The organism is Pseudomonas sp., from assembly GCF_017744435.1.
Taxonomy (GTDB): Bacteria; Pseudomonadota; Gammaproteobacteria; order Pseudomonadales; family Pseudomonadaceae; genus Aquipseudomonas.
In genome coordinates this window covers 107,034-124,470 of the sequence record NZ_JAGIBG010000028.1, presented here as the reverse complement: position 1 = coordinate 124,470, position 17,437 = coordinate 107,034, and the positions used below count along the sequence as shown (strand labels likewise).

The 17,437-nt window shown below is 62.8% G+C and carries 12 protein-coding genes; 7 read left to right on the top strand and 5 right to left on the bottom strand.

The window, feature by feature from the left end; translation table 11 throughout:
* Positions 1 to 236: 236 nt before the first annotated feature.
* On the top strand, positions 237 to 1,370 hold the full coding sequence (locus tag J7573_RS18600; protein WP_294338475.1) for an MFS transporter: 1,134 nt from the start codon (positions 237 to 239) through the stop codon (positions 1,368 to 1,370).
* Between the two features lie 3 nt (positions 1,371 to 1,373).
* On the opposite strand, the gene J7573_RS18595 is transcribed toward J7573_RS18600, so the two are convergent.
* The gene (locus J7573_RS18595) at positions 1,374 to 1,853 is read right to left on the bottom strand and encodes a GNAT family N-acetyltransferase (RefSeq protein ID WP_294338471.1); all 480 of its coding nucleotides are present in this window, start codon (positions 1,851 to 1,853) and stop codon (positions 1,374 to 1,376) included.
* 124 nt (positions 1,854 to 1,977) lie between these two features.
* On the opposite strand from J7573_RS18595, the gene J7573_RS18590 reads away from it, so the two are divergent.
* The 5 genes from J7573_RS18590 to J7573_RS18570 all read left to right on the top strand — a co-directional run bounded on the left by J7573_RS18590 (position 1,978) and on the right by J7573_RS18570 (position 6,016).
* On the top strand, positions 1,978 to 2,607 hold the full coding sequence (locus tag J7573_RS18590; protein WP_294338470.1) for a LysE family translocator: 630 nt from the start codon (positions 1,978 to 1,980) through the stop codon (positions 2,605 to 2,607).
* 21 nt (positions 2,608 to 2,628) lie between these two features.
* The gene (locus J7573_RS18585) at positions 2,629 to 3,501 is read left to right on the top strand and encodes an alpha/beta hydrolase (RefSeq protein ID WP_294338469.1); all 873 of its coding nucleotides are present in this window, start codon (positions 2,629 to 2,631) and stop codon (positions 3,499 to 3,501) included.
* Positions 3,502 to 3,601: 100 nt separating this feature from the next.
* A complete protein-coding gene (locus tag J7573_RS18580) occupies positions 3,602 to 4,489 on the top strand; it encodes a pirin family protein (protein WP_294338468.1) in 888 nt (295 codons plus the stop codon).
* A 140-nt stretch (positions 4,490 to 4,629) separates the two neighbouring features.
* On the top strand, positions 4,630 to 5,541 hold the full coding sequence (locus J7573_RS18575; RefSeq protein WP_294338466.1) for an AlkA N-terminal domain-containing protein: 912 nt from the start codon (positions 4,630 to 4,632) through the stop codon (positions 5,539 to 5,541).
* A gap of 214 nt (positions 5,542 to 5,755) precedes the next feature.
* Complete coding sequence (locus tag J7573_RS18570; RefSeq protein WP_294338464.1) at positions 5,756 to 6,016, top strand: DUF1652 domain-containing protein; 261 nt, start codon at positions 5,756 to 5,758, stop codon at positions 6,014 to 6,016.
* Between the two features lie 18 nt (positions 6,017 to 6,034).
* On the opposite strand, the gene J7573_RS18565 is transcribed toward J7573_RS18570, so the two are convergent.
* From J7573_RS18565 to J7573_RS18550, 4 genes are all read right to left on the bottom strand, one after another.
* Positions 6,035 to 6,649: a Yip1 family protein gene (locus J7573_RS18565; RefSeq protein WP_294338463.1), complete on the bottom strand. Its 615-nt coding sequence runs from the start codon at positions 6,647 to 6,649 to the stop codon at positions 6,035 to 6,037.
* A gap of 85 nt (positions 6,650 to 6,734) precedes the next feature.
* The gene (locus J7573_RS18560; protein ID WP_294338462.1) at positions 6,735 to 7,022 is read right to left on the bottom strand and encodes a hypothetical protein; all 288 of its coding nucleotides are present in this window, start codon (positions 7,020 to 7,022) and stop codon (positions 6,735 to 6,737) included.
* Between the two features lie 241 nt (positions 7,023 to 7,263).
* Positions 7,264 to 8,067: a DUF6708 domain-containing protein gene (locus J7573_RS18555; protein ID WP_294338460.1), complete on the bottom strand. Its 804-nt coding sequence runs from the start codon at positions 8,065 to 8,067 to the stop codon at positions 7,264 to 7,266.
* On the bottom strand, positions 8,064 to 11,255 hold the full coding sequence (locus J7573_RS18550) for a T6SS effector BTH_I2691 family protein (protein WP_294338459.1): 3,192 nt from the start codon (positions 11,253 to 11,255) through the stop codon (positions 8,064 to 8,066). The genes J7573_RS18555 and J7573_RS18550 overlap by 4 nt, the downstream gene beginning before the upstream one ends.
* Positions 11,256 to 11,593: 338 nt before the next feature.
* Between J7573_RS18550 and mnxG the strand changes: the two genes are divergently transcribed.
* Positions 11,594 to 17,434, top strand: coding sequence for a manganese-oxidizing multicopper oxidase MnxG (gene mnxG, locus J7573_RS18545; RefSeq protein ID WP_294338457.1), 5,841 nt, complete (start codon positions 11,594 to 11,596; stop codon positions 17,432 to 17,434).
* The last annotated feature ends 3 nt before the right edge of the window (positions 17,435 to 17,437 follow it).

Genomic DNA, 17,437 nt, shown 5'->3' with positions numbered 1-17,437 from the left:
GGTGTGCAAGGTGGGGCCTATTTCAGTCGCTGGGCGGGGGTGTCTGCACTGGCCTCTTCGCGGGCACGCCCGCTCCCACAGGTACTGCACAAGCTCTGAAAGAAGTGCGGTCCCTGTGGGAGCGGGCGTGCCCGCGAAGAGGCCAGTGCAGACACCCCCGCCCAGCGACTGAAATAGGCCCCACCTTGCACACCTACCACCGCCTGCCCGGCCCCCTCGGCATCGTCCTCCTCGGCGTGCTGCAAATCCTGGTCTGGGGCGGCTCGTTCTTCCTCATGGCGGTGATGGCCGACCCGATCAGCCGCGACACCGGCTGGCCCAGCCAATGGGTCTACGGCGCGCTGTCCCTGAGCCTGATGGTTTCGGCGCTGCTGGCCCCGTTGTCCAGCCGGCTGGTTGCCCGCTACGGCGGCCGCCCGCAAATGGCCGCCAGCGGCGCGGTGGTGGCGGTGGGGCTGCTGATCATGGCCGCCAGCCACAACCTTGGCCTGTTCCTGCTGGCCTGGGCGGTGATCGGCATCGGCATGGCCATGGGCTTGTATGAAGCGCTGTTCGCCACCCTCGGCGGGTTGTATGGCGAAGGCGCGGGCAAGGCCATCACCGGCATCACCCTGATCGCCGGGTTCGCCTCGACCCTGTCCTGGCCGACCGTGGCCCTGGCCATCGAACATTTCGGCTGGCGGGCGACGTGCGTGTGTTATGCGCTGGTGCTGATCGTGGTGGTGGCGCCGTTGTACTGGCGGGTGCTGCCGGCGGGCGGTCGGGTCGAGGTGCCGGTCAAGGCGCAGGCACAAGGCGACGCGGTCGGTGTGGACCGCCCGCTGTACCTGCTGCTGACCAGCATGTTCGCCATCGGCGCGATCATCATGACCACCATCGCCGTGCAGCTGGTGGCCGTGCTGCAGGGGTTGGGGCATTCGCTGCCGGTGGCCATCGGCCTGGCGGCGATGCTCGGGCCCAGCCAGGTGGCGTCGCGGGTGCTGCAGATCCTGGCGGGCAAGCGCCACCCGATCTGGACCGCCCTGGCCTGGGTGAGCCTGGTGTTGATCGGGTTGCTGATGGTGACCTTTGTCCCGGCAGCCACGGCGGTGGGCTTGCTGGTGTTCGGCTGCGGCAATGGCCTGCGGGCGATCGTACGCGGGCTGCTGCCGCTGGCAATGATGCCCCCCGCGCAATATGTGCTGCTGATGGGGCGCATGTCGCGGCCTTCGCTGATCGGGCAGGCGCTCACGCCGGTGGTGGGGGGCTTTCTGTTCGAGCACTTTGGCTCGATGGGGGTGTTACTGACGCTGTGCCTGCTGGCGCTGACCAACGTACTGCTGGTAGTCGTGGTGATGCGCCGGGTGCGCGCCACGCCCGGCGCAGTTTGAGGTTCAGCCCTTGGCAAACGCCAACAACCTGTCGCCATCGAGCCGGTAGCGCACCCATTCATCCTGCGGCTCTGCCCCCAGCGACTGGTAGAAGCCGATCGCTGGCTCGTTCCAGTCCAGCACACTCCACTCGAAGCGCCCGCACCCTTTGGCCACGGCCTCGCGCGCGATGTGCCGCAGCACATCCCGACCTGCGCCACCGCCACGCTGCTCGGGGGTGATGTACAGGTCTTCCAGGTAGATACCGTTGCGGCCCTGCCAGGTCGAATAGCTGTAGAAATACACGGCAAAGCCGATGGCCTTGCCGTCGCGCTCGCAGATCAGGCTGTGCACGGTGCTGCCTTCATCGAACAGGCTGCCCTCGATATCGGCCAAGGTGGCGACCACTTCGTGGCGGGCGCGCTCGTACTCGGCCAGCTCGGTGATATAGGCAAGAATCTGCGCGGCATCGGTGCGAACGGCGGGGCGGATGGTCAGGCTCATGCAGGGGCTTCCTTGGTTTTTGATAAACGGTACAGTGATGTGTATCTGCATAATTTAATGCAACTGTACCGGTCGTAGGGCAGGGCGACTCCGTTAGTGTGACAGCACCTGCAACGATTCTGGAATGCCTGCCATGCTTGCCTCTGCCGACCTGCTGACCGCCTTCGTGCTGTTTGCCTTCGTTTCCTCGATCACTCCGGGGCCCAACAACACCATGCTGCTGGCCTCAGGCGTGAACTTCGGCGTGCGCCGATCGATCCCGCATGCCCTGGGCATCAGCGTCGGCTTCATGGTCATGGTGCTGTCGGTGGGCCTGGGCCTGGGCGAGGTGTTCAAGGCCTGGCCGGCGCTGTACACCGTGTTGCGTTATACCGGTGCGGCCTACTTGCTGTACCTGGCCTGGAAGATCGCCACCTCAGGGCCGCTCGGCGGCGACTCGCCGAGCGCGCGCAAGCCGCTGGGGTTCTGGGGCGCTGCGGCATTCCAGTGGGTCAACCCCAAGGCCTGGGTGATGGCGGTGGGGGCGATCACCACCTACACGCCGGCCCAGGGTTATGTGATGAATGTGGTGGTGATTGCGGCGCTGTTCGCCCTGGTCAACCTGCCCAGCGTCGGCATCTGGGTGATGTTTGGCAGCGCTCTGCGCAACCTGCTGCAGAACCCGCGCTGGCTGATGCTGTTCAATGTCCTGATGGCCTTGCTGCTGGTGATTTCACTCTACCCGTTGCTGTTTGTAGAATCGGCGTTTTCATGAACCCATGAGTACAGCAAGCCGATGCAGTTGATTCCCTGGTCCTTTGACAGCTCCGAAGGCTTCACCTTGCGTGGCTGGCGTTCGCCAGCCAGCGGCAAGCCGCTGCTGCATTTCCTGCACGGTAATGGCTTTTGCTGCCTGGCCTACCAGCCGTTGCTGCTGAGCCTGAGTGAACATTTCGATCTGTGGCTCTGCGATGTGCAGGGCCATGGTGACAGCGACCATGGCGGTGAATTCCGTGGTTGGAACCGGACCGCTGCGCTGGCGGTGGAGGCCTTCGAGGCCGGCCGTGGGGAATATGGCGAGGTTCCCCGTTACGCAGTGGGGCATAGCTTCGGTGGCGTCCTGACCGGTTTGATGCTGGCCAGCCAGCCGGGCTTGTTCGCCCGTGCCGTATTGCTCGACCCGGTGCTGTTCAGCCGGCGCATGATCGGCGTGATGGGCGCGGCTGCGCTGGTCGGCCTGCACCGCCGACATGCCCTGGCGCGCAAGGCTGGCAGCCGACGCAGCCATTGGCCGGACCGTGAGGCGGCGCGGGCATCGCTGCACGGGCGTGGCATCTTCAAGGGCTGGACCGACGCGGCACTGCAGGCGTATGTCGAGCACGCGATCGGTGATTGCGGCGAAGGCGTGGTGCTCAAGTGCCGGCCCAGCCGCGAGGTGGAGATCTTCAGCTCGTTCCCGTCGCGCATGTGGGCGCAGCTGGCGGCCATCCAGGTGCCTACCCTGGTGCTCTTTGGCGAACACACCTATCCCTTCGTGCCCCACTCGGTGCAGCGCCTGGCCAGCCTTAACCCGGCGGTGAACGCTGTTCAGGTCCCCGGTGGGCACTGCTTCATGCAGGAAGACCCGGAGATGGCCGCGCAGAAGGTGTTCGATTACCTGCAAGCGTGAACGGCTGTTCCATTTGTAGGACGATCAGTGCTATTTCAGCCGTCTACCGGCTTATTGGGCTCATTGGTAAGGTTAACCCAGCTTAGAGAGGAGACTTCTCATGAAAAAGATCCTGGGTATCCACCGCAGCCCCCATGCCCATTGGGTGGGTGATGGTTTCCCTGTGCGCAGCCTGTTCACCTACGACAACCTGGCCAGCAAGATCAGCCCGTTCCTGCTGCTGGACTATGCCGGCCCGCACGATTTCACCTCGACTCGCGACCGTCGCGGTGTTGGCCAGCACCCGCACCGTGGCTTCGAAACCGTGACCATCGTCTATCAGGGCGAGCTGGAACACCGCGATTCCACGGGTGCCGGCGGCCTGATCGGCCCGGGTGACGTGCAGTGGATGACGGCCGCCAACGGCATCATCCATGAAGAGTTCCATTCCCCGGCGTTCGCCCGTACGGGCGGCACGCTGGAGATGGTGCAGCTGTGGGTCAACCTGCCGGGGCGTGACAAGCGAGCGGCTGCCGGGTACCAGACGCTGCTGTCGACGGATATCCCCGTGGTGCAACTGGAAGGCGATGCGGGCAGCCTGCGGGTAATCGCCGGTGCTTATCAGGGGCATGCTGGCCCGGCGCGGACCTTTACCCCGATGGATGTATGGGACCTGCGCCTGAAGGCGGGTGCCAGCCTGCAACTGCCGATCGTCGACGGCCACAATGCTGCACTGGTGGTGTTGCGCGGTAGCGTGCGGGTCAACGGCGAGCGCGAAGCCGGTCCAGCCAGCCTGGTGTTGCTGGAGCGCGGTGGTGAGGATGTGGCGATCGAAGCGCTCGAAGGCACCAGCCTGCTGCTGCTCAGCGGTGAGCCGATCGATGAGCCTATCGTTGGTTATGGTCCGTTCGTGATGAACAGCCAGGCGGAGATTGCCGAGTCGTTCGATGATTTCCATGCCGGGCGCTTTGGGCAGATGGCAGGCGAGGGGGCTGGCCTGGATCATTGATTGCCTGTACCGGCCTCTTCGCGGGTAAACCCGCTCCCACAGATACTGCACAGGCTTTGAAATCTGTGCGGTCCCTGTGGGAGCGGGTTTACCCGCGAAGAGGCCGGTACAAACCCTGCAAATCTTGGCATGATGCAGCAATGCCTCTGTCCCGACTGCACGCCGTTCACCGCTCGTTCAATGCCTCCGGCCAGCACACGTTGTGGCTGCGCTACCCCACGCCCTACCACTGGCCTTCGACCCAGACCTTCCTGGCCGCCCGCTGCATCCCCGGCATCGAAACCTTCAGCGCTGGCACCTATCGCCGCAGTTTCCCCGTGGCTGGCAAACACGGTGTCCTCGAAGCCCGGCCCGCCAGTGGTAACCGCCTGTTAATCCAGCTCAGCGGCGTGCCTGCCTCAGCTGTCCCGAGCTTGATCGCCCGCATTCGCCGCGTCTACGACCTCGACGCCAACCCCACACGCATCGCCGCCGAACTGTGCCGCGACCCCTTGATGGCCAAACTGCTCGCCGCCCGCCCGGGCTTGCGCGTCCCCCAGGGCTGGGACGCCTGCGAGCAAGCCATGCGCACGGTGCTTGGCCAGCAGATCAGCGTAGCGGGTGCCATGACCCTGGCCGGACGCCTGGTGGCGCGTCATGGCCAGCCGCTCTGTCTACCGGCCGAAGGCCTGACCCATGTCTTCCCAACGTCGAACGTGCTCGCCAACGCCGACCTGGAAAACCTCGGCATGCCACGTGCACGTGCTGCCACCCTGGGTACGCTGGCGCGAGCACTTCTGGCACAGCCGAAACTGCTGCGAAAGGGCCAGGCACTGGAGCCGCTAGTGGCCAACCTCTGCCGGCTGAAAGGCATCGGCCCCTGGAGCGCCCATTACCTGGCGCTGCGCCAGGCGGGCGCCGGTGACGCGATGCCGGTGGGTGATGTGGCGTTGGTCAAGGCCCTGCGCCTGCTGGAAGGGCCCGACGCCAGACTGGTCGAACGCGCCCTGGCCTGGCGCCCGTGGCGCGCCTATGCCGCACAGCATCTATGGGCGTCCCTGGGGGACAAATAGGGCGGTTCGGCGACCGCCTGTCGCGAAGTGCCAGCATTCGATCGAACAGGCGAGGCCGATCATCGTTCTTCCACTAAGGTGCTAAATGATTCCTCCGCACGATCATTGCCCCGGCGCATGGACGCCCGCTTGGGCATGCGCAATATCAATTGGCACCCTGCCTGCCAAAGGCGTACTCCCACAATAGGCCATCCAGTACAGAGAGGGTCGTACCATGTCGTTGATAGGAGTTTCGATGCTGGAAATGCGGCAGATCATCGAGCAGGCCTGCCTGCCCGACCGCTGCGAAGTCAGCTGCCCGGACGGCACCACCCTGACCATCCGCCTGGGTCAGGGGCAAAGCCTGGAGGAGGGCGTGACCCTCTCCGGGGTCTCACTGCAGAGCTTGAACAGTTGCCGCGACCTGGTGAACCTGGTCGGCCAGCTGCATGCCCTGCGAGACACCCACCCGGCGGCGCTCAGGGCCATCGCCTGAGCACCTGAAGTGCACCGGTCAGCCGAGGCTGGCCGGGCGCACGTATTCCGGCATCAGGCCGTTGCTCCAGAACAGGATCATCGACACCAGGATGGTCACCAGCAACAGCAATCCCACCCCCCACACGCAGCTGGCAAACAGCATGGCCTGCTCCTTGCGCAAGCGCAGGAAGGTCTGCAAGCCGCCGTACAGCAACACCGTGGCGTAAGCTGAAGCAGCGACCAGTGCCAGCAGTGCCAGCCAGCGCACCGGCACCAGGCCGAACACGCCGGCAAAGAACCACGGGGTGGCGCAATAGGCAGCGAAGCCGATGCATTGATTGAGCGTCGGTTGCGCATCGAAGCCGCGCGACATCCAGCGGATCATCACCCCCATCAGCATCACCCCGACCACCGTAGTGGCATACAGCAGTCCGGCCAGTTGCGCGGCGCTGGCCATGCTCAGGCGCACGCGGTCTTCAGCGGCCAGGCTCCAGCCGAAGGTGGTGGTGCCGACGAACAGGCACAGGGCAGGGATCAGGGCCAGCGCCAACAGGCGCGGCAGGTATTGTTGCGGGTGGTCTTCCTCGGCGCGGCGGATGTCGATCCACGCGTCGGCGGGGTGGGTGAAGAGCTTGAGCAACGGGCTGTTCATGGCGTTCTCCAGAAGGCTGGGCCTTGTAGTTATGGAGAGGTGCCGTTTGCGTCAGGTTCAGCCCGGAGCGCCGCCGTTGATCGGCTTATTGCAGCTCCAGCAGCAGGTTCAGGCCGCCATCGCCGCATTTGCCTTGATCGCGGACCACGCCATGATAACTACGCCCGTCCCACACGAATGCCACGCTATGGGCTCGCTCGACCTTGTCCGGCAAGGGAGGGCAGATATGCAGGCGCAGGGCAGGGCGACCCTGCAGGTTGAGCGGGGCGAGCTGGCACTGGCATTCCACGCTCAGGGCCACCGGCCCAAACAAAGTGTCGCGCACGTAGTCGAGCTGCAGGTTGGCGTTGGGCGCGCGGCCGGGCATCTTCATGGCCGCTGGGCTCCTGGGCGTTGGCACAGCAGGGAAGGCTGGATGGGCATGGGCGGCAGGCTCCTGGCAAAAGGATGGCACGTAACATCTTTTGGAAGCTTACTGGAGGCAGATGTTCAACTTGTTTCACGGGATTTGTCGGGTGTGCCGACGAAGGGGCGAATGGTGATCCCTTCATTCTCGACGACGCACTTGCTGTCGGTCGGACAGGTATGGGAGTGGCCGACGAGTATCACAGGTTTCATGGTTGTTCTCCTGGGGCAGGGGCACTGCGGGATTCGAGGTCCATATCGGCGGGCCATTGGACTTTGGGGGCGCGTTGATCGAAAGGGTTGGAGTAAATGCCCTCGTTCCAGTCCCAAGGCGGGTGGACGAAATCGGGGAGGGCTTGTGCTCCCTCATGCATGAAGAGCCTGGCAATGGCCCAATATTGCTTACCGGTTTCAATGTCATCGGTGAAGAATACTCGGTCGATCACTTCCTCAGTACCGGGCTTTCTAACGGATATTCTAACCTCTTCTTTATAACCCCCATAACCTAAAGGAGCATAAAAGCGATAAACCTCAGCAGTAAGGTCGTCCCAGTCGTAAGCGATGGGTTTAACGCCCCAGTTATTGCGGCTGAAGGGGCGAAGTCTATCGAGCCTATATTGATAGAAATAGACTTTTCGCCGCTGCCTGTTGAAGCGGACGGGTTCGTCTCGTGGGAGCTGTAATTCTAAGCGAATGTAGGGGGTAAATAAGAAAATTGCTCCGGCAAGTATTGCTATCAATATGGCTGAATATTCTGGGTCGAATTTCCCGCCTAAAATAAAATGGAGGATTGATGCGCTAATAAAAGTTGCTATGCCTAGCAAGATCGCTAGCGTGGCAAGTACTATGCCTACCCCTCTGGCTCTCAGCAATGATCTGGGTAGCTCAATGTAGGTTTGGTGAACTTTGTTTGGAGGTGGATCTAGATTGCATTTTGCATCCTGTTGGAGTGGCAGTTTATCAATGGAGGGCAGGTCGTATCGCCATCCAAGACCGCGATATGGCAATGTCATTCATTGTCCTCCTGTATCAAAAGTTCGGCGAAAGCTTCCGGGATGTTGCGGTCCGGCCAGTAAGCCACTGATAATGTTGCAGCTATAATGTTGTGTCTCCCGATTTGGGGGGTGAGTTCTATCGCTCCTGTAAATTCTTCGTAAGAATAGGAGGTGTTTTGTTTGTTAGTTTGATGTTTAGCCCTGCTGATTGTTAGGCTTTCTTTTAGGTAGTCTGGGATTTTAGGAGGGGTTGATGGAGTCAGCTCGCTCAATCTTGAAGTTCTCGTTTGTGTGGCAAGGGTATGATGAGAACTATCAGCTATTATTTCTCCTCCCGAAAAATTAGCCGGAGTGCCATCCTTTGCACGGTGAATTGCAATTGACCAATGATAACTGGATTGGTCTTCAATGAACTGAGGTAGCGTGAGGCGGAATTTTAGGGTTGTTTTTGTTTCGATGGCCACCAGTCCACCTATTTTTGATGTTGTTGCTGACTCTGCTTTAGCTGTTTTAAATGTCAATCCTCCAGCTAGGCCCAAGGTCGCTGCATTCAATTCTGAAAAAGCAACGTCCGCATGATTGGGGGAATTCCAGTGAATGCGAGGAGACTCGTTGGCGCTGCCGAAATAACAGCGTTTTACCCATTTTTCTATTGGATTTGATTCGTTGTTTTCGGCGATTTTTATTAAGATTGATGTAGTAAGGCTGAGTATTATGGCAATCCCCAATGGGCCTATTATAAGTGGGTGAAATACCGCTGCGATCGCTGCTCCGGTTGCAAATAGACCGGTGAAGACTGCACCTGTGTACCATTTGAATGAACTATTGTCACCGACGATAAAGCTACGTTTAGCTCCGAGATAGGCCTGCAAGGTGTCGAAAAATCCTGCTATAGCGCTGACCGTAGCACCGATGCTAGCGACTGTGCGGCCAACAGATAGTTTGTTTTTTGCACCTGCCTTATAAGGTATCAAAAACCCAAAAAACTCTATGCCTCCGCCAAGGACCGCTAAGCTGGATCCATACAGGGCCATCATGGCTTCACTGGACTTCGGGCCGATCTCTTGCTCCGCTTTCTGCAGGTTCTTCCCAAGGCTGTCATTTAGCAAATACAGCCCACCCAACGAAAGCAGCAATTCCCAACCTTTTCCCGTTCCTCGCAGTCCGGTGAAACTATCGCGCACTAACTGAGATGCTTGCCCCGCACTGATCCTCATGCCGTTCAGGGTCTTTCGGGCATCCAGTTCCAGCGTTCCCGCTGCCACCTTGATCTCCACCAACGCCATCTGTGCGGCGTCATTCAGCTGATTGACATTAAGCTTCACTTCCTTGGCCAAACGCTCATGCACCTCGTACGCCGTACCCTCGACCCAGACGCTGACCGGGATCACCTGGTGTGCAGTCTTCGGCTCGAGTACCGCAAGGCTCAGCAGCCCGGTCTGGATGATCGGCTTGACCTTGGCCATCGGTTTGAAAATACCGGCCTTAACCTCTTCGAGGTCTGGCATCATCGCTGCCCGCGCCTTGGCCAGTTTCTCGCTGGCGCGGTTCTGCAATTCACGCAGGTGCGCGCTCTGCAAGGCGTAGTACTCGCCCAGCTTCATCTGCACCTGCAGCTCGATCAGGTGCACGCCGTTGTAAACCCGTTGGCTGGCACTGTTCAGGTGGCGTACGACGTGCTGGATGCCGGGGTCGAGCTGCGCCTGCAGGCGCAGGCTGGCGGCATTGACCGCGCCCTGCAGCTCGGTGATGGCCTGCTTGAGCGAATCGCGCATCTGTAGGCCGAAGTCTTCACTGGTGATGAACTTGCTCAGGGCGGAGTAGAGTTTTTCGCTGTCGTTCCAGTGGGTCGGCTCGGTCGACGAGAAGCTGGGTATCAGCGCGGCCAGCAATGCTTGGTCGCGCAGCAGCAGGGCGCGGTAGGGTGGACTGTTCGGGTCTTGCAGCCATTTCAGCCATAGCGCTTCGCTGGTGCCTGGTGCTGGCGCAGGATTGGTGGACGGCGCTTCGGTGATGCCACCGGCCAGGCACGCAGCGATAGTCTTGCTGTAGGAGATGCCCGATTCGCGGTCCCGGCCATCATAGTCGTGCCGCTCGATGAGGACGAAGGCCGCGCTCTCGCAGAGTTGTGCGTAGCTACCGGCATGACGGTCGATGAAGGCCTGGAACCGGGTCTCCTCTTGTTCATACTCCGCTTGGAACGCCGCGCGCCGAGGTTCGTCGTAGCGTTCCTCGAGCTTCTTATCGCTTTCTAGCTGGGCCTCCTCGACCATGCGCTGACGCTCTTTCTCAGGATCGACGAACACCGGTGGCCCGTCGCCAGTCTGTGGCTCGAACGTCGAAGGTACCTTTTGCGCCGCCCACTCACGCTGAGTAGCACGGATGATCTGCAGGATCTGCGACGTCTGCAGCTGATAGGCGCGCAGCGGGTCTTCGCGCCAGGCCTGGCGCTTGACCAGCCAGTTCAGGCGCTGGTGGTTGTACTCCTGGATCAGGCCGACGGTGTCGTCGAGTACCACCGCCAGCACGCCGTTTTCCAGCTGGTGCCGAGCGATAGCGTTGGTCAGGTAACCGCGCAAGGCGAACTTGCGTAGGAAGCGGCTATGGAAACCATGGGCGCTGTCGAACGGGCCGTTCAACTGCTGCGCATATTCGAACACCTGGCGGTCGACCTGAAGGTTGTCAGGAGTCATGGCCAAGCCCAGCAGTTCGGGGTGTTTGCGCGCCTGGATCAGGTCCAGGCCCTCGAAGCGATGCACAGGCGCCTGGCCAGTTTTGTAGGCCTGCAGCACGCTGACCGGCCAGGGATCGCTGGAGAAGGCCAGCCAGGCCGTGCCGTAGGTGTCGGTGTCGATATTGAGGAAGGACGAGGGGATGTCGTGGTCTTCATGCATGCAGCGCTCGGGCAGCGACGGCGGTGGTCCCGGGTTTGGCTCGTAGGGATTGAAACGGCGCAGGTGGCCTTGCGCGGTGACTTCGTAGGCGTGCCAGATGCGCTGGTCGAGCAGCACATAGAGGTAACCGCTGCGCAAGGTGCGCAGGCCCATCCGGGTTTGCGTGGCGGGGTCGCTGGCGGGGTGGGTATCGGGGACCACGGCGCGGCGCAGGGGGAGGATGGGCAGGCCCTGACGTTGGCAGGCTTTGCAGGGGGTGAGAAGAAAGTCGACTTCAGCGACTGCATTGGCAATGTCTTGAGTGATGCTCATGGGTGATTTCAGGCTCGATCAAGATGAGCCTGAACACTAACGAGGAATCAATTCTCAGAGCAGTTTGGCTGTTCCTAAAACGCTGTAGGAATATTCGCCAAGCGAACTTTTTAATATAAAACGGAGAGATTTGCTGAGTGCTAGCCCACGCAAGAACCTACCCAGCATATCCCCCGAAACGCCAATGCCTATCATCCCCAATTTCGGGGAATTCCCATGGGTAATCCTCCCCAATCGGTTCCGTTTCTCTTCTTAACTAGCTGAAATTAAACGCCATTCCCTTATGGCACACACCTTGCTGCCCTCTTCGCAGTGTTCCTGTGTCCCGGAGGTGCAGCATGTCGACCCCGTACAAAGGCCCCGTCCTGACGTCATTCGTCCTGGCCTTGTTTGGCTGGGAAGCGCCCGCCGAGGCCGCCGTGCAGTGTCAGCGCACCCTGGTGGCCAACGTGGTGGCGCTGGATCAGCCGCTGATGTTCAACCGCCTGGGCGCGCAGAACGCCAACGGCATGATGTTCGCCCTGCGCGAGGACGTGGTGGACGACCACCAGGTGCCGCTGAGCAAGGGCGGCGCGGCAGTGCCGGGCAAGGTCACCCTGCGCCCCGACAAGCGCCCGCGGCCGATCGTACTGCGGGTGGCCGCTGGTGACTGCCTGACGGTCAACCTGACCAACCTGCTCGACTACAAGGCCAACCCCAACAAGCACGGGATCGAGCCTGAAGAAGGCGAGGGCCCGGAAACCGAAGTCGAGAACGAGGGCGGTGAACACTTCGTTGCCGATGAACAGGTGACCGACCGCCACGTCGGCTTCCAGGTCAACGGCATGCAGGCGGTCAACAGCATCGGAGACATCGCCGCCAACACCGGCCGCAACGGCAATTTCCTGGTGGCTCCCGGCAACACCCGCAGCTACACCCTGTTTGCCGAACGTGAAGGTGCGTTCGCCGCCACCAGTCAAGGCGCGACCTTCGGCGGCCAAGGTGGCGCCGGCAACGTTGCCAACGGGCTGTTCGGCCAGGTGGTGGTTGTCCCCAAAGGTGGGCGAACCTACCGCAACACCCTCACCGAAGAAGAAATGCGCCTGGCCACCACTGGCCGCGCCGCCACTGGCCAACCCGTAATCGACTATGAGGCACGCTACCCTCAAACCGAGCCTTGGCTGAGTGAGGGCAAGGCCGGCAAGCCGATCGTTGCCATGATCAATGGCAATGAGATCCTCAACAGCGAAACCGATGCCATCGTCATGGGCCCCAACCCCGATGGCAGTTTCCCCAAGACCACCTATCCGCTGGAGAGCATCGGCAAGCGCAACCCGGCACTGCCCAACCGCCTCGAGGCGTTCCGCGATTTCGCCTCGCAGTTCGCCGACGAAGTGGCCGCCACCCAGGCCTTCCCGGGCTACTGGGCCGACCCGGTGATGGGCCATGTGCTGGAGCCGACCCGCGATTCGTTCATGATCAACTACGGTTCGGGCGGCATGGGCGCTGAAGTGGTGGCCAACCGCCTGGGCGTCGGGCCGATGCATGACTGCCTGTCGTGCGCCTACGAGGAGTTCTTCCTTAGCGCGCACACCGTGGGCGATATCGGCACCCTGGTCGATGTGCCGGCCAACGTCGGCCTGGAGCACATCCGCCCCGGTGAAGTGCCGCCGGCCAGCGCCACCGGGGTCAAGGCCAGCATGGCCCTGTACCCGGCAGAGCCGGCCAACGTACACCACAGCTACATCGGCGACTTCACCAAGTTCCGCAACACCCACAACGGCCACGAGCAGCACATCTTCCACCTGCATGGGCATCAGTGGTTGTTCAACCCCAACGATGACAACTCCGACTACATCGATGCCCAGGGCATCGGGCCGGGCATCGGCTATACCTACGAAATTGCCAATGGCGGCGCAGGCAACCGCAACCGCGTGGCTGGCGATGCCATCTACCACTGCCACTTCTATCCGCACTTCGCCCAGGGCATGTGGGCCATGTGGCGGGTGCACGACGTGTTCGAGGAAGGCACCCGCCTGGAAGTCAGCGGGCAAGGCCAGAATGGCTACCACAGCACCCCGTTCGCCTTGCGCAGTGGCAAGCCTGCCGTCGGCGCGCGGGCCTTGCCCGATGGCGAGATCGTCGCCGGTACGCCGATCCCGGCCATCGTCCCGTTGCCTGGCAAGGCCATGGCACCGATGCCAGGCAAGGTGGTGGTGATACCCAAGCTCGCCACCGAGCAGGTGGCCGCCAATGACGATGAGGCGCCCGAAGTGGAGGGCGACGATGACCACGCCCACGAGCCCGCCGCGCCCAAGGCGGTCGGCTCGCTGGCCCTGGTCGACCGTAGCGAAGCCAACCGCAATGCCGACGGCAGCTTGAAGAACCCCGGCTACCCGTTCTGGATCGGCGGCATGGAAAGCAGCGTCGGCAACCGCCCGCCAACCCCGCCACTGGACATGCTCGATCCGGCCCTGGCCAAGCAGTTGAAGGAAAGTGGCAAGGCCCTGTGGGCCAACCTCGACCCGAACCAGGTCGACGGTTGGGACGGTGGCCTCGGTCGCCACGCGCTGGATGGGGTGTCAGCCGGCGGTGAAGCGGTGACCACCACCACCAAGCTCGACTTCTCCAAGGTGGTGCACAAGGCCAGGCCGATCTACCTGCCTGAAGAGGGCACCGATGTCGAACAGGCCGCCATGCAGTTCCACGCCAAGGCCGAACACGCCAGCTACGCGCTGATCCCCGGCAGCCAGCCGGTGGCCAAGGCATTTCGGACCAACGGCGCGCTGCCGACCGCAGGTGCACCTTTCTACGAACCCTGCATGGACGACCGCGGCAAGCGCCTGACCCAGTCCTCGGGCGTAGGCGAGTTCTTCAGCGGTGAAAGCCTCACCGGCATGAACTTCCGTGGCGCGTCCACCTTCACCGCTGACCGCCCGCGTATCTACAAGGGCGCCAACATCCAGTTCGATGCGGTGTACAACAAGGTTGGCTACCACTTCCCGCAGGCGCGCATCCTCGCGCTCTGGGAAGATGCCTGGCCAGTGATCACCAAGCAGCGCCCGCCTGAGCCGCTGGTGATGCGCATGAACACCTTCGACTGCACGATGTACACCCACACCAACCTGATCCCGTCGTACTACGAGATGGACGACTATCAGGTACGCACGCCGACCGATGTGATCGGCCAGCATATCCACCTGCCGAAGTGGGACCTGACCGCCGCCGACGGTTCGGCCAATGGCTGGAACTACGAAGACGGCATTCTCTCACCCGGCAGCGTGGTGGAACGGGTGCAGGCGATTCGCAGCTTCAACGGCTGCACCGAGGGCGATGCCCGCGATGGCACGGCCGCCTGCCCGAGAGCCAGACAGCACCCGTACTTCGGCCGCTTCGGCCGGGCCGACTGGCTGGGCGCGCGCACCGCCATGCAACGCTGGTTCGCCGACCCGCTGGTCAACGTGCATAACGTCGACCGGGGCCTGGGCACCATCTTCACCCACGACCACCTCGGCCCATCGACCCACCAGCAACTGGGGCTGTACGCCACCGTGCTGGCCGAGCCGGCCGGTTCCACCTGGTACCACGCCGAAACCGGCGAGAAGCTGTACAACCCAGGCGCCCGCCAGGACGGCGGCCCGACGTCGTGGCAGGCGGTGATCCAGACCGGCGACCATGACGGCGACGGCAAGAACGACAGCTACCGCGAGTTCTTCCTGGAGTACAGCGACTTCCAGCATGCCTATGAAGCGGGCGTGTACGTCGGCGCCGGCCCGGATGGCGTGCCCAACGGCCAGGCCTATCCGGCCACCGCAGACAGCTTCCGCTACGCCATCAACCCGCCTGTGCGGCAGAAGGCCGCCAACTTGCTCGAGTCGGTGGTCGAATCCCGTGGCGGCTTGAGCCCAGGTTGCCCCAGCCGGCCATGCCCGCAGGCCATTTCGGTGGATGACCCCGGCATGTTCGTCGTCAACTACCGCAACGAGCCGCTGGCCCTGCGCGTGTTCGACCCGAACAAGGTCGGCCCGGACGGCAAGCGCGGCATGCAGGCCGACGGCCTCGGCGGCGACCTGGGCTACGCCCTGCAGAGCCGCACCGACCGGGCGATCCCGGCCATGAACCTGGCGCCTTCGGCGATCACTTCGGCGGTCGGGCCAACCGGCGGCACCACGTTGTTCCCACCCCACATCAACAAGGCCGGCAGCGAGCCGGGTGACCCGTTCACGCCCATGCTGCGTACCTATTCCGGCGACAACGTGCGCCTGCGTCTGCACGCCGGTGGCCATGAAGAGGAGCACAACGTCACCCTGCACGGCGTGAAGTGGCTGCAGAACGGCTCCGGCTTTGGCAACAGCTCCAACTCGGGCTGGAAGGCCTCGCAGATGATCGGCATTTCCGAGCAGATGGGCTTCATGGCGCCGGTGTCGATGATCTCCAGCTCCGCGGCCACCAACGGTGACTATCTGTACAGCATGGATGCGGCCCTGGAGGGCTACTGGAACGGCATCTGGGGCGTGATGCGCAACTACACCGCGCAGCGCGCCGACCTGTTCCCGTTGCCGAACAACCCGCAACCGGTGGCCATGCGCAACACGGTCAACTTCGACGGCATCTGCCCGAAAACCACGGCCAACGCCAATGGCATCGGCACCCGCCCTACGGTCAAGCGCAGCTACGAGATCGTCGCCGCACTGGCCAACGACATCCTCGAGAACCGCACCGGCGTCAGCATCAACGACCCGGCCGGTATCGGCCAGCATGTCGGCGGCCCGCTCAAGGCCAATGGTGGCACCCTGGTGTTCAACAGCCGCAACACGCGCATCCCGCAGGTGACGGTGGTCGACGAGGAAGACGGCACCACCTTCACCGTCGGCGGCCACAGCGCGCCGTTGCATGACCCGACGGCCGTGCTGTACGTGCGCAAGGCCGACCTCGACCCGGCCACCGGCAAGCTCAAGGCTGGCGTCCCGGTGGAGCCGTTGGTGCTGCGTGCCAATGCCGGCGACTGCATCAGCATCACCCTGGAAAACCGCCTGCCGCAGGTGATGCCCGACTTGCCGAGCACGGCGGTGATGCAGAACGTGGTCAAGCGCGACCGCTTCGACAGCGAAGGCTCAACCGCCTTCAACAACAACCTGATGCGGCCGTCCAGCCATGTCGGCCTGCATGCGCAGCTGCTGGCCTACGACATCACCAAGTCGGACGGCGTCAACGTCGGTGCCAACCCGGTGCAGACCGTGCCACCCCGGGCGGGCAACAGCGGCGCCTACCCGAGCCGGGTGTACCAGTACTACGCCGGCCACCTGGAGCGCGAAGGCAAGCCGCTGCTGCAACTGGGCCGCACGGTGGACAACATCAACACCACGGCGATCGAGTTCGGTGGCCTCAACCTGACCCCGGCGGATGTCATCAAGCAGCCGCAGAAGGGCCTGGTCGCCGGCATGAGCGTTCTGCCGCAGACCGCAACCTGGACCGAGGACAGCGCCAGCCGCGCCCAGGCCACGGTGAAGGTCAGCGGCCAGCCCGACTACCGCGACCTGGTCACGGTGTGGCAACGCTCGATGAACATGCGTTGGGCCGATGGCCGCCCGGTGGAGGGCATTGCCACCGAAGGCAATGGCGTGCCGGGCGATCCGAAGGACAACGGCAACATGGCGCTGAACTACAAGACCGAGCCGCTGTGGCTGCGCTTCGGCCTGGCGCCGGACGCACCGTTCGGCCATGCCGATGGCTTCGGCTTAGCCGACGTGCCCAATGCCCATATGGCCTACAGCAACGCACTGGTCGGCGGCGACCCGCAAACCCCGGTGCTGTATGCCAAGCCTGGCCAGCCGGTGCGCAGCCATGTGCTGATGCCAAGCGGTGGCAGCCGCGGCATCACCTACCAGCTCGATGGTCACCTGTGGCCGCTGCACAACTACCAGGCCGAGAAGAGCGATCTCGACGGTTACCCGACGAACTTGCCTGGCATCGGCTCGGTACGCTTCGGTTTCAACCCGATGGCCATGTACATCGGCGCCCAGGAGAGCGTGCTGCCAGCCGCGCACTTCAGCTTCATGCTGCCCAGTGCCGGTGGCGCCAACGCAGTGCCGGGTGACTACCTGTTCCGCGACTATGCCGCCTACGGCAACCTCTCGGGACTGTGGGGCATCCTGCGGGTGACCAACGACCTGCCGCCGGCAACTGCCGCGGGCCAGTAAGGG